Genomic DNA, 12,831 nt, shown 5'->3' on the forward strand with positions numbered 1-12,831 from the left:
CCGCTTCGGGCGTCTCTCCAGGAGATCGCATGTTTTCCGTCGAAGTCCGCGACCGCATCATGATCGGCCACTCCTTGCCCGATCCCTTCTTCGGTCCCGCGCAGAACATGCATGGAGCGACGTTCGTGGTCGACGTTGCCTTCTTCCGCGAGACGTTGAACCGGCAGAACGTGGTCGTCGACATCGGCGCCGCGCTCGACATGCTCGGCAAGACCCTGAAGCCGCTCAACTACCAGAATCTCGACGCCCTGCCGCAATTCGCCGGGGTGCTGACCACCACTGAATTTCTCTGCAAGCATATCTTCGACGCCATGTCCGCCGCCGCGAAATCCGGCGCGCTCGGTACCGATGGCGCCGGCCTGTCGAAGATCCGCGTGACGCTGCACGAGACCGACCTCGCCCGCGCCAGCTACGAGGGCGTGCTGGGGTGAAGGGCATCGTCTTCGCCATCCCCGGCAATATCGATCTGCCGACCGGCGGCTACGGCTATGACCGCCGTCTCCTGCGTGAATGGCGCGAGATGGGCGTCGAGGCCCGGCATCTGGCGTTGCCGGGCGGCTTTCCCTTCCCGACCGAAGCCGATCTCGCAGCGACGGAATTGCTGCTGGCGGCGACTGCGCCGGACGACATCCTGCTGGTCGACGGTCTCGCCTTCGGGGCCTTTCCCGAAGCGCTCGCCGCGCGCTTCGCCGACCGGCTGGTCGCGCTCGTCCACCATCCGCTGGCGCTCGAAACGGGCTTAGAGGCCGCCCAGGCAGCGGCGCTGCGCGCGAGCGAACGCGCCGCTCTCGGCCATGTCCGCTCCGTGGCGGTGACGAGCCCCGCGACGGCAACGGTTTTGAGCACGGAGTTCGGCGTCCCCGAGAGCCGCATTTTCGTCGCCGTTCCCGGTGTCGATCCCGCGCCGCGCGCCACCGGCAGCCACGGCGATCAGCCGCTGCAGCTGCTCGCGGTCGGCTCCCTGATTCCGCGCAAGGGTTACGATGTCCTGATCGAGGCGCTGATGCGGATTGCCGACCGCGACTGGCATCTCACCATCGCCGGCTCTCCCGATTACGCCCCCGAAACCGCGGCCGCGATCGAGGCCCATATCCGCTCCGCCGGGCTGGCGGACCGCATCTTGCTTGCCGGGGCCGTGCGGCCGGACAACCTCGGTGAACTCTATGACAAAGCTGACCTATTCGCCATGCCCTCGCTCTATGAGGGCTACGGCATGGTTCTGACGGAAGCGCTGGCGCGCGGCCTGCCGATCGTCTGCACGCTGAGCGGCGCGGGCGCGGATGCCTTGCCGGCCGATGCGGCTCTCAAGGTGCCGCCCGGCGACGTTGCGGCACTTGCCAATGCGCTTGCGAGGCTGATTGATGCGCCGGCTGAGCGCCGGCAGAGGGCCGATGCGGCATGGGCGGGAGCCGGCGCCTTGCCACGCTGGCACGATGCGGCCCGCATCGTCGCGCGGGCATGTCTGGGCGGCGGCAGCCGGGAGGTGGGTTGATGGCTGGATTTTCTCCGGAATGGCTCGCCTTGCGCGAGCCTGCGGATCATGCCGCGCGCAATCCGCAGGTGCTCGCCGCGGTCGGCTCGTATTTCTCCGACAGGCCTTCGCTGTCCATCCTCGATCTCGGCTGCGGCGCCGGCTCGAATCTGCGCGCCTCCTACGCGGCCCTGCCCGCCCGTCAGCACTGGACACTCGTCGATCACGATGCCGACCTGCTTGCCCATGCGCGCAGCCGCCTGGCGGATTGGGCCGATGAGGCGCGCGAGCAGGGCGAGGAACTCGTCCTCGCCAAGGGGGAAAAACTGATCGGCGTGGACACGCGCCGCGTCGACCTCAACAAGGATCTCGACTGGGTGCTCGGCTGGCGGCCAGACCTCGTGACGGCCGCCGCCCTCTTCGACCTCACCTCGCGGCGCTGGATCGAGCGCCTCGTCGCCGCGCTCACGAGCCAACGCCTGCCGCTCTATGCCGTGCTGACCTATGACGGCCGCGAGGCTTGGCAGCCGGAGCACCCCGCCGATGCCGGCATGCACGCCGCCTTTGTCGATCATCAGCGTGGCGACAAGGGCTTCGGCCCCTCCGCCGGCCCGGCGGCCTGCGAAATCGTGGCCGAGGCCTTCCGCAAGGCCGGCTTCGCGGTTTCGATGGGCGACAGCAGCTGGCTAATCGATGGCGCTCGCGCCGATCTGCGCGCGGCCCTGGCCGAGGGCATTGCGCAGGCCGTGCGCGAAACCGGACGGGTCGATCCCGCGACCGTCGAGAGCTGGCTTGCCGCACGCAGCGAGGAAGGATCGGCGCGGATCGGCCATCAGGATCTCTGGGCGCGCCCGGTCTGAGGCTCCGCCCCGAAAACGAGCCGGATCGCCATCTTCCCTCCGGAGGGATTGCACGCCTTAGCCGGTTCCCGGCCACATCCGGCGCAAAACGCCATCCTTGCGGATGACGCGGTGGTAGAGCACCGCGGCGATGTGCAAAATCGCAATTGCGCCGAGCGTCAGCGCAAGCTTGCCATGGACGCCGAGCACCTGCTTGGCCGCCGCTTCATTCGGCCCAGCCAGCGCTGGCAGGTTGAACAGGTCGAACACGGTGAGCGCCGGAAACAGCGAGACGCCGATCCAGCCCAGCAGCGGGACGACGAGGAGCAACCCGTAAAGCAGCCAGTGGACGAGATGCGAGCCGGCCTTCTGCCACCATTCCAGCGTCGGTTCATCCGCCGGCGCGCCATGCAGAAGGCGATAGACCAAGCGTCCTGCCGTCAGCCACAACAGCAGGAATCCGGTAAGCTTATGAGCGCTGTAGAGGCCGTTGGTCAGCCCGTCCCAGAGGTTCAGAACGTTGCCGCGATAGCTCATCGTCACCCCAACCGGGATCATCACGAAGACCGCAACCACGGTGATCCAATGCAGGGTGCGGGCGGTCGCGCTGTAACCGCCGGGCGCCATTTCCGCCGACATCGGCCGTTCTCCGGGTGTTGCCGCAAGGGAAAGCATTCATCCCACGTTCAAGCGTACCAACCTATACGACACTGCTCCGGTCAGGTTCCCGCTTCTCGTTCCCGAGCACTTGCGTGCCATGGAACCGTGCCCTGCCGGGAACGTTGCTGGAAGGGCGAACCAAGAACCCCTATATCCTTTTCCCATGGTGCCTCTGACGCTCCTAGGCCGCTTGCCGGCCCAATCTGACGGACTTCCCGATGCCTGAGTCGCGTACGCTCTTCGGCCCCTCCCTCGAAACTGCGCTCGTGAGGGTGGACCGGGCCATCGCCGAGTTTCGCGCCGGCCGCCCCGTCCTGCTGCGGAACGGTGACCAGCGCGCGCTCGTCCTCTCTGCCGAATTGGCCGAAGAGAGCCTCGTGCAGGGTCTCGATGAGCTGGCTCATGGCGGCGGGCATCTTGTCCTCAGCGGTGCGAGGCTGCGCCGGCTTGGCGCAAAGGGGCGCAGCGAAAGCGGCGTCTTTGCGCTGCCCACAATCGATCTCGGCCGCGTCGAGACGCTCGCCCTTAAGATCGATGCGCGGATGGATGCGCCGATCGCGCCCGCCTCCGGGCTCGACGAGGCCGCGCTGGAATTGGCCCGCCTGTCGCTCGTCCTCCCGGCCGTCGTGGTCGTGCGGGTYGACGCCGCCGACATCGCCGATGAGCCGCTGGTCGAAGTCGCCATCGAAGCGATCAAAGGCTATCGCGCCCAGCAGGCCGCTTCGCTGAAGATCGTCGGTCGCGCGCCCGTGCCGCTCGAAGGCGCGCCGGAGACTGAATTCGTCGTTTTCCGCGGTGGCGAGGGGCTGCGCGATCAGGTCGCGATCATCGTTGGCAAACCCGATCTTTCGGGGCCGGTGGCGGTGCGTCTGCACTCGGCCTGCCTCACGGGCGATCTCTTCGGTTCGCTGAAATGCGATTGCGGCGACCAACTGCGCGAGACCGTGCAGTGGATGGCGGAGAACACAGGCGGCGTCCTGCTCTATCTGGATCAGGAAGGCCGCGGCAACGGCATCTCCAACAAGATGCGGGCCTACAAGCTGCAGAGCCAGGGCTGGGACACCTACGACGCCGACGAGGTGCTCGGCTTCGATCTCGACCAGCGCCATTTCGATTTCGCGGCGACCATGCTGAAGCAGCTTGGCGTCTCCAGCGTCGTGGCGCTGACCAACAATCCCCTGAAGATCAGCGCGATCGAGGCGGCGGGTCTCGAGGTTGCCGCCAGCCAGCGCGTGCTGGGCCGCCCGAACGCCCACAACGTCCGCTACCTCGCCTCCAAGCGCGACCGCGCCGGCCACTTCATCGACATGGACGCGCTGATGGCGCGTGCCGCCCCGACGGATTGACGGTGCATCCGATCGCGGTCAGGCCAGGCTGATGCCGGTGCCCGGGACGACGTCATTCGAGGACGATCCGACACGCTGGCCGCTTGCCAGCGTGTTCTGCATCGTGTTTCTCGGCTGGCTGGCCCTGTCCTGGCCCTGGCTCTCCGGTGCCGTCACGATCCCCTGGGACGCCAAGGCCCATTTCCACCCTCAGCTACAGTTCCTCGCCGATAGCTGGCATCGTGGCCTGTCCCCCTTCTGGACGCCCTACGTCTTCTCCGGCTCGCCGCAGGTCGCCGATCCGCAGTCGCTGATCTTCTCCCCCTCCTTCGCGCTGATCGCCGCGCTCAATCCCGCGCCCGATTTCCGCTGGAGCGACGGAGCCGTTCTCGGAACGCTGCTGGGCGGTGCGCTGGCGATCGTCCTGATCTTCCGTGACCGTGGCTGGCATCCGGCCGGCGCGGTCGTCGCGGCCCTCTCCTTCGCCTTCGGCGCCGCCGCCGCCTGGCGTATCCAGCATGTCGGGCAGGTGCTGAGCCTCGGCTATTTCACGGTCACGCTCTTCCTGCTCTCCCGCGCGCTGGAGCGCGGCTCGATAGGCTACGGCTTCGCCGCCGGGCTGGTCTCGGGCTTCATGGTGCTCGGCCGCGATCAGGTCGCGCTAATCGGCGTCTATGTTCTTGCCGGGCTGGTCATCGCCGCGATCCTGATGACGCGCGATCCCTGGCGCGCCTTCCGCGCCAGCCTGTTGCCGCTGCTCGCCGGCACGCTGGGCGCCATTCTGGTCGCCACCATCCCCATCCTCCTGACCGCCTTCATCGCGCAGGAGTCGAACCGTCCCGCGATCGACTTCGTCGAAGCCGGGAAGGGCTCGCTGCACCCCGCGGCGCTGCTCACCGGCCTAATCGCCAATCTCTACGGCGCGGCCGGGCCGCTCGCGGATTTCTGGGGCGCGCCAAGCCCGGCCTGGGAAGCCCGCTTCGGCCCGCTCGGGCTCTTCCTCGCCCGCAATATGAGCCAGCTCTATCTTGGTCTGTTGCCGATGGGGCTGGTCCTGACCCTCGGCCTCGTCCGCGGCGCGCTCTGGCGGCGCGAGATCGTCGCGCTCAGCGTCGCCGCGCTCATCGTCCTGCTCTATGCGCTCGGGCGTTACACGCCCGCCTTCCGGCTCCTGTTCGAGCTTCCGGGCGTGAGCTTCTACCGCCGCCCCGCCGACGCGCTCTTCATCCTCGGCGCTCTCATCGCCATCCTCGGCGGCTATCTGACCCACCTCGTCATGACCGGCACGGCGCCGAAGGCGCGCCCGTGGCAGATCGCCCTGGAAGCGCTGATCTTCGCCGGGGCGCTCGCTCTCGCCCTCTGGCTCGCCTGGACGGTCGGGCGCGTCCCGGTCGCGATCACGCCGCTCGTCATTGCGCTGCTCTGCGGCCTGCTCACGCTCGGCGGCCTGGTTGCCGCGCGCGGGCTGGCGCAGCGCGGCTCGGCATTGGCGGCGACCGTCGTGCTTGCCGCGATCCTCACCATGGATTTGGCGGTCAATAACGGCCCCAGCGAATCCACTGCCCTGCCGCCGCAGATGTACGACGTGCTGCGGAAGGACAGCGCGAACGAGACCATCGCGCTGCTCAAGCGCAAGACCGCCCGCACGGCCGCTCCCGACCGGCGCGACCGCATCGAGCTCGCCGCCATCGACTTCCACTGGCCCAATGCCAGCCTCGTCCACGAACTCGACAACACGCTGGGCTACAACCCGCTGCGCCTCGGCCTCTACAGCAAGGCGACCGGCGCCGGCGACCAGGTCGCCCTGCCCGACCAGCGTACCTTCTCCGCCCTGATGCCGGGCTATCGTTCCCTGCTCACCGACATGCTGGGCCTGCGCTTCATCGCGACCGGCGTTCCCGTCGAGCAGATCGACACGCGGCTGAAGCCCGGCGATCTCAGGCAGATCGCCCGGACCAAGGACGCCTATATCTACGAGAACCCGCGCGCCTTGCCGCGCGTCCTGCTCGTCACCGAGGCGCAGAAGGCCGATTTCGACGCCATATTGACGACCGGCCAATGGCCGACAGGCTTCGATCCGCGCCGGACCGTCCTGCTCGATCGCGACCCGCCGCCGCTGGCCACCGGCGTGATCGGGCCGGCCAAGGTTGCGATCCGCGATTACGGCACGACCACGGTGACGCTCGCCGTCGATGCGCCCCGCGGCGGCTATCTCGTCCTCAACGACGTCTGGCACCACTGGTGGCGGGTAGAGGTCGACGATCGCCCGGCGGAGTTGCTGCGCGCCAATGTGCTTTTCCGGGCCGTCGTCGTCCCGCCCGGGAAATCCACCGTTCGCTTCGTCTTCCGCCCGCTCGAAGGCCTCTACGAGGACATCCTCGCACGGCTGCGCAATCACTAGGCTTAGGAACCGCTGCCGTCATTGCGGGGCGGACCGGAGGTCCGAGCCCGGTACCCATGAACACGGCGCTCCCGTCATGGTCGGCCTTGTGCCGACCATCCACGTCTTCCTCGGTCGCGGGTGGTGTTCAAGACGTGGATGCTCGCCGCAAGGGCGAGCACTACGACTCTGGAACCGCGTCGTGGTCATGGGTTCCGGGCTCAGGCCGTCGGCCTGCCCCGGAATGACGGCGGTGCTGCAACAAGGCCAGCTCGGCCAAGCGTCCACCGCCTGAGGCCCGGCTTCAGGCGAGCGCGCCCATTGCCGCGATCGGCCGGACCGGCAACCCGTCCAGCACCTTGGCGAGCCCGGAAGGATCGACCTCACCGCCATGCATCGTCTCGTCGCGATGGATGCCGCCGGCGATGAAAAGGCTGTCGAAGCCCATCAGCCTCGCGCCGGCGAGATCGGTCCTGACCGCGTCGCCGATCACCAGGACCTTGCCGGGTTCGACAGGGCGGCCGCCGCGCGCCTCGGCGGCGGCTGAAAGCGCGAGGTCATAGGCCGGACGATAAGGCTTGCCGGCCCAGGCGACGGTCCCGCCCAGCTCCTCATAGATCGCCGCGAGCGAACCGGCGCAGGGCAGCAGATCCTCGCCGACATGCACGACGAGATCCGGGTTGCCGCAAATGAAAGGCAGGCCGCGCCGGGCGAAGCGCTCGAGCAGCGGCCGGTACTGTTCCGGCGTCTCGGTACGGTAATCGTTGAGCTCGGTCGCCACGATGATGTCGGCCTGCTCTTCGCCGACCAGCTCGACATCGAGCCCAGCGAAAACCGCCCGGTCGCTTTGCCAGCCGATATGGTAGACGCGCTTGTGATGGCTCTCCGCGATCAGCGCACGCGTGACGTCGCCGGACGTGACGAGCCGGTTCCAGGCCTCGCGCGGCACGCGCTTGGTATCGAGCAGACCAGCCACCTGCGTGGACGGCCCGGGGGCATTGGAGAGCAGCGCGACCGTCCCGCCCAGCTTCCGGAAGGCGATCAATGCCTCGCAGGCCGGCTCCAGCGCCCAGAGCCCGTCATGAACGACGCCCCAGACATCGCTGATCAGCACATCGTAGCGGGCGAGGAGATCGCCCGCGCGCTTCAGAACGGGAACGGTCATTAGCTCTTGGCCTCGGCAGCGATACGCGCTTCGACCTCGGCCCGGCGCGGCAGCGGCGCGACGGCGCCATAGCCCTGCGTCGAGAGCGCCGCGGCGACATTGGCATAGGCGCCCGCCGCGAAGGCATCCCCGGTGCGCAGATATTCGGCGAGGAAGGCGCCGTCATAGCAATCGCCCGCCCCCGTTGCGTCGATGGCATCGACCTTGATCGGGCGGAAACGCTCCCTGCGCACCGGCGTCGCAATCAGCGAGCCTTCGTGGCCGAGCGTCAGCGCGACGACCCGCGCGCCCAGGCCGAGATAGAAATCGACGATGGCGTCGGGATTGTTGAGCCCGGTCAGCTGCGTCGCATCGTCGAGGCCCGGCAGAACGATGTCGGCCATGGCGCAGGCGGCATGGATGATCGCCCGCGCGCGGGTCAGCGGCCAGAGCTTCAGGCGCAGATTGGTATCGTAGGCGGTGAGAACACCGGCCTTGCGCGCCGTCTCGAAGGCCTCGAACACCGCATCGCAGGCGCTGGCCGAAATGGCCTGGCTGATGCCGGAGGCCTGGATGATGCGGGCCGAGCGGATGAGATCGCGCGGCAGATCGCGCGAACCGTAGAGGCTCGCGGCCGAACCGGCGCGCAGATAGGAGAAGACATGGCCGGACGGGCCGTGATCGACAAAATAGAGCCCCGTCGGAGCGGTCGCATGCGTCGAGACATGGGCATCGTTGACACCCTCCCGCTTCCACAGCGCCCGGATCGAATGGCCGGCGCTGTCGTCGCCGAGCGCACCGAGATACCCCACCGATAGACCCTGCCGGGCCGCCGCGACGGCACAATTAGAGGTGTCGCCGCCATGCCCGAACAGGAAGGCCCCGGTCTCCGCCCGGGTGGCGTTGAACTCGCCGAGCGGCTCGCCCAGGCACAAGAGATCGATTTGGCTGTCCGTCACGATTTAAACCATTTCAGGTGGCGCCGGCGCGCCGGGAGGCCCCGTCTTCCTAGAGCATCGGACCGAAAAGTGGAATCCACTTCTCGGAAAAATCCGATGCCCGAACAAAGAGATAGATCCCCGCTTCGGGTCAGGCAGGGACGCAAGGCGATCTGGACCATCGACGAGGAAAGGGGAAACCGCTTTTCGGTGCTGCCCGGACCGCGCGACGAACGGCGCGGCCGATTCCGCGCTATTCTGCCGCCTCACGTTTCGGGGATAGGCTCATCAGGCGGTCGGCCAGCCGGACGATCTCCTCGCGCAAGGCCGAATTGGCCTGCGCGCCCGATGCCGCTCTGCGCAGGTCCGACATCTCGTCCAGGAGCTGATTTCGATCTTCGCGGGCCTGGCTGAGGGCTCCTTGCAGCGTTTGAAGCTCGGCATGCACAAGCTCGATCTGACCATCTCGTTCGCGCTGACTGTGCTGCAAGGCGGTTATCTCTTCCTGTTTGCGCCGGCGCAGATCGACCAGCTCATCCTTGGCAGCCGCAAGCGCCAGTTCCAGGGCATCCACCCGCCCTTGCAGCGTCCCTTGATCGGCCATCGCCTGCTCCAGCCTCACGCCGAGCTGCCGCGCCTCGACAGCCGCCGCGCTGGCGCGCGCATCGGCCGCCGCCAGCCCAGCTTCAGCCTGCTCGGCACGCGCGGAGAAGGCACCGGCCCGCACCTGTTCGCCGTCGCGCTCGCCCGTCATCGTTTTCAATGAAGCCTCGCTGCGGCCCAGCGCATCCTCGACTCCCGCCAGTCTCCCGGCAAGCTCGTCGCGCTTGCCCTGGAGGACCATGATCTGGGTGCGGTCCTCCACCAGCGCCAAGCGCAGCTTCGCATGCTCGTCGCGGATCCCCGCCAGTTCGGTCTCGCGTTCGGCGAGCAGCTTCTCGATCCGCCCGACCGTCTCGCGTTCCCGCGCGAGCTCGTCGTCGCGCATGCTCAGATCGGCCCCGGTGCCGGTCAGAGCTTGCCGTGTCTCAGCCAGGCTCTGCTCCAGGCTCGCCAGATCCGCGAGCCGCTTCTCCAGCGCCGCAGCCGTTTCGCCATGGCCGGCCTGTTCCTGTTCGAGGGTGCTGCGCGTGTCGCCAAGCTCGGCCCGGGTCGTAGCGAGCAGGTTTTCGAGTTCCGCGATCCGTGTGTCGCGCTCGCCACGCTCGCGCTCCAGCCGGCCGATCGTCATGTCGCGGCGGCCAAGCTCCTGCATCGCCCCGGCCTTGGCCGCAAAGCCACGCTCGGCCTCTTGCTCAACGGAGCGCATGCGCAGGGCGAGTTCGGCGCGCAGATGGTCGCGATCAGCAGCGATTTCCGCCAGGGAGAGCGGGAACGCAGCCTCAGCCCGCTTGCGCGCCAGCCGATCGGCACGGCGAGCAAGCGCCGGCACCGCTGCCAGCGCGAGCAGGGCCGCGCAAAGGAAGCCGAGCGCGAACAGCATGGCGGCTTCGATCAAGACCCAGGTCTCCCGAACCAAGCGTGGACACAGGCGATGGCTGAATCTGCCACGCCCGCGCCGCCAAGGCCAGTTCTAGTCACCCGCTCGAGATCGGCGGGCTAGAACGGATTCCACGTCGCCTGCGGCGTGAACTTGAGATAGCCGAGATTGACGCCGAGCCGCCAGCCGACGCCGGTGCGAATCGGCACGATGGTGATGCCCTCCGCCGTCATCGCGGTGAAGCCGAATCCGCCGATGAAATAGGCCGAGCCGTCGACACCGGCGAAGCGCTGGTAGAGCGCGTCCACCGCCGGCAGGTTGTAGGCCAGCATCATCGTGCGTGCGCCTTCGCCGCCGAAGTCGAAGCCGATCGACGGCCCCTGCCAGAACACCCTGCGGTCGCCGGCATTGCGGGTGTAGAGCTGGCCCTCGCCGAAGCGCAGCCCACCGACGAAGGCTCCAGAGGCCTCCTGGCCGAGCACATAGCCATTGGGCTCGCCCCAGCGCCGCACGGCCTCCTCGATGGTGAGCGCGAGACCTCGCGACACGTTGCCGAAGAACTTGTGGCCGGACGTGACCAGCTCGTTCTGCGAGAAGGAGCGCTGCTCGTTGTAGTTCTGCGCAAAAGCCGGGGCCGACAGACCGGTGAGGCCCGTTCCGGCTACGGCGAGACCGCTCTTGATGAGACTGCGGCGGGTCTGGTTCATATGCTAGATCTCCGGACAGAGGGTCTGGCCAGGCCGGACGCCAGAACGGTTTGATCGCCCGGGCTCCCGGCGCCGGCCTCGGTGGCCGGGCAACCTGTTCCGGGCAAGCGCGATGCGGACCGGACGGCGGGCCGATTCTGGGCTATCCGCCGCTCGCACCGGCGTCGAAAAAACGACGTCCGGCGAAAACGAATCATTTCGGTAACCAGTTTGATACGCTGCAAATCTATCCAAGGCGTGAAAATTCCGGAGAGCCGAGCGGCCCGGGATGCGGGATTGCGAGGATTTGTGGGGATGAAGGCCGCAACAAGGCGACGCTGGAGCGCGACCTGCGCCGGCATTGCCATTCTCTTCCTCGTCGTCTCCATGACGTCCGCCAACACCACCTCCGCCGAGCCGGTTGTTCCGGCTTCGACGGGGGCACCGGGGCTGCCAGCCGGTCTGCCCAGCCTGCCCGCACTTGGCGAAGTGATGCAGCGCGACCTGCGCACCGGCCTTGCCATCAACGGCTTCGACCCGGTGTCCTATCGCTTAGGCAATGGGCCCTCGGCCGGCCTCGCGGACCACGAGCTGATTCATGAGGGCATCGTCTGGCGCTTCGCCTCGCAGGCCAACCTCGAGGCCTTCCGCGATGCACCGGGCGTCTACGCGCCCGCTTTCGGCGGCTTCGACCCGACGGGCGTCGCCAATGGCGTCGCCGTCGAGAGCGATCCCAGCCAATACGCGATCATCGGCTCGCGGCTGTTTCTGTTCCGCTCGGCGGAAAACCGCCGGCGGTTCCTGCAGGGCGCCGCGCTCCTGGCCCAGGCCGAAGATCGCTGGAAATCGGTGCTGCGCTTCGTCGCCCGCTGAGGTCTCCAAGAGGCATTTTGGAGACCCGAGCCCTCATCCTGAGGAGCGCCGCAAGGCGCGGGAATGACTCCTCAGAATGAGGGCTCAGGGAATTCTCAAAAAGGCTCTCAGCAGCCGGTATCACCGGCGATGGCCCGCCGCGCCAGCGCCTCGCTCGACGCCGCTACGAAAGGCGGATTGCGGAACTGCCGCTCGCTCACGCCGTAATGCGGCAAGGCGCCGTCAAGCGTCAGCACCACCCCGCCCGCCGCCGAAAGAATGGCGTCGCCGGCCGCGATGTCCCATTCCATGGTCTGGCCACAGCGGACATGGAGATCCGCCTCGCCCGAAGCGATCATCCCGAACTTCACCGCCGACGAGACGGGGATGCCCTTGTGGCAGCACATCGACGCGGCGATGCCGTCGCTGCGGCCGTCGCCATGGAAGCGGCTGACCAGCGCCACCGGCCCGTCGCTAGGCAAGGCACGCACCGCCGCGCGGCGCGCTTCCCCGAGCACGGTGCCGTCGGCGGCGAAATCCTGCACATAGGCGTGCTGGCCGGCGAACCAGAGGCGGCCGATGGCCGGGGCAGCAATCGCGCCCGCGATCGGCCTGCCGTCACAGACCACCGCAATCGCGACGCAGTAGCTGTCGCCGCCGGCCAGGAACTCGCGCGTACCGTCCAGCGGATCGAGCAGGATGAAGACCTTGCCCGGCGCGACGCTGTCGGCCGTTTCCTCGCTGATGACAGGGAAGCCGGGGCAAAGGCGCGCGAGCGCATCCTTCGCCGCATGGTCGGCAGCCAGATCCGCGGAGCAGACCGGCGAGCCGTCCTGCTTGAGCGTCACGTCGCGTGCCGCCCGCTTCGCCAGCAGGACGGTCGAACTGATCCTGGCAGCTTCCGCAAGCTTGCGCCCCAGCCCGTCGCAATCGCGCAGGCGGGCATCATCGCGGCCGATCATGGCGGCCCATCCTTCGAACATTGGCCCGGTATATGGCGATTAACCACATGAAAACCAAGATGACAGCATATCTGGCGGCATTGCCGCCCTACCC

12 protein-coding genes are annotated in these 12,831 nt (G+C 67.9%); 6 read left to right on the forward strand and 6 right to left on the reverse strand.

The genetic code is table 11. The annotated features are described in order from the left end of the window. Positions 1-29 precede the first annotated feature (29 nt). The 3 genes from AC1DDA_RS13700 to AC1DDA_RS13710 are packed head-to-tail and all read left to right on the forward strand — an operon-like array spanning position 30 to position 2,331. The gene (locus AC1DDA_RS13700; RefSeq protein ID WP_476796131.1) at positions 30-431 is read left to right on the forward strand and encodes a 6-pyruvoyl trahydropterin synthase family protein; all 402 of its coding nucleotides are present in this window, start codon (positions 30-32) and stop codon (positions 429-431) included. Next, positions 428-1,492, forward strand: a complete 1,065-nt coding sequence (locus AC1DDA_RS13705) for a glycosyltransferase family 4 protein (RefSeq protein WP_476796132.1) — start codon at positions 428-430, stop codon at positions 1,490-1,492. The genes AC1DDA_RS13700 and AC1DDA_RS13705 overlap by 4 nt, the downstream gene beginning before the upstream one ends. Further along, on the forward strand, positions 1,492-2,331 hold the full coding sequence (locus AC1DDA_RS13710; protein ID WP_476796133.1) for a class I SAM-dependent methyltransferase: 840 nt from the start codon (positions 1,492-1,494) through the stop codon (positions 2,329-2,331). The genes AC1DDA_RS13705 and AC1DDA_RS13710 overlap by 1 nt, the downstream gene beginning before the upstream one ends. 57 nt (positions 2,332-2,388) lie before the next feature. Here AC1DDA_RS13710 and AC1DDA_RS13715 read toward each other — a convergent pair whose 3' ends face one another. Next, the gene (locus AC1DDA_RS13715) at positions 2,389-2,949 is read right to left on the reverse strand and encodes a cytochrome b (protein WP_441511943.1); all 561 of its coding nucleotides are present in this window, start codon (positions 2,947-2,949) and stop codon (positions 2,389-2,391) included. A 239-nt stretch (positions 2,950-3,188) separates the two neighbouring features. Between AC1DDA_RS13715 and ribA the strand changes: the two genes are divergently transcribed. Together ribA and AC1DDA_RS13725 are read left to right on the forward strand one after the other, a co-directional pair. Beyond that, positions 3,189-4,316, forward strand: coding sequence for a GTP cyclohydrolase II RibA (gene ribA / locus AC1DDA_RS13720; RefSeq protein ID WP_476796134.1), 1,128 nt, complete (start codon positions 3,189-3,191; stop codon positions 4,314-4,316). A gap of 31 nt (positions 4,317-4,347) precedes the next feature. Continuing rightward, positions 4,348-6,696: a hypothetical protein gene (locus AC1DDA_RS13725; RefSeq protein ID WP_476796135.1), complete on the forward strand. Its 2,349-nt coding sequence runs from the start codon at positions 4,348-4,350 to the stop codon at positions 6,694-6,696. A gap of 283 nt (positions 6,697-6,979) precedes the next feature. Here AC1DDA_RS13725 and AC1DDA_RS13730 read toward each other — a convergent pair whose 3' ends face one another. The 4 genes from AC1DDA_RS13730 to AC1DDA_RS13745 form a co-directional block, all read right to left on the reverse strand. Then, positions 6,980-7,840 (reverse strand): TIGR01459 family HAD-type hydrolase, encoded by an 861-nt coding sequence (locus AC1DDA_RS13730; protein ID WP_476796136.1) that lies wholly within the window; start codon positions 7,838-7,840, stop codon positions 6,980-6,982. Beyond that, a complete protein-coding gene (locus AC1DDA_RS13735; protein ID WP_476796137.1) occupies positions 7,840-8,778 on the reverse strand; it encodes a sugar kinase in 939 nt (312 codons plus the stop codon). Before AC1DDA_RS13735 ends, AC1DDA_RS13730 begins: the two co-directional genes overlap by 1 nt. A gap of 232 nt (positions 8,779-9,010) precedes the next feature. Continuing rightward, positions 9,011-10,012, reverse strand: a complete 1,002-nt coding sequence (locus AC1DDA_RS13740; RefSeq protein ID WP_476796138.1) for a hypothetical protein — start codon at positions 10,010-10,012, stop codon at positions 9,011-9,013. Between the two features lie 344 nt (positions 10,013-10,356). After that, entirely contained in the window at positions 10,357-10,944 is a 588-nt protein-coding gene (locus AC1DDA_RS13745) for a DUF1134 domain-containing protein (protein ID WP_441511937.1), read from the reverse strand. A gap of 81 nt (positions 10,945-11,025) precedes the next feature. On the opposite strand from AC1DDA_RS13745, the gene AC1DDA_RS13750 reads away from it, so the two are divergent. Next, positions 11,026-11,796, forward strand: coding sequence for a YHS domain-containing (seleno)protein (locus tag AC1DDA_RS13750; RefSeq protein ID WP_476796139.1), 771 nt, complete (start codon positions 11,026-11,028; stop codon positions 11,794-11,796). Positions 11,797-11,903: 107 nt separating this feature from the next. Here AC1DDA_RS13750 and AC1DDA_RS13755 read toward each other — a convergent pair whose 3' ends face one another. Continuing rightward, a complete protein-coding gene (locus AC1DDA_RS13755; protein WP_476796140.1) occupies positions 11,904-12,737 on the reverse strand; it encodes a 3'(2'),5'-bisphosphate nucleotidase CysQ family protein in 834 nt (277 codons plus the stop codon). Positions 12,738-12,831: the final 94 nt, after the last annotated feature.

The sequence above is a fragment of the Allobosea sp. 10N428 genome, assembly GCF_056394545.1.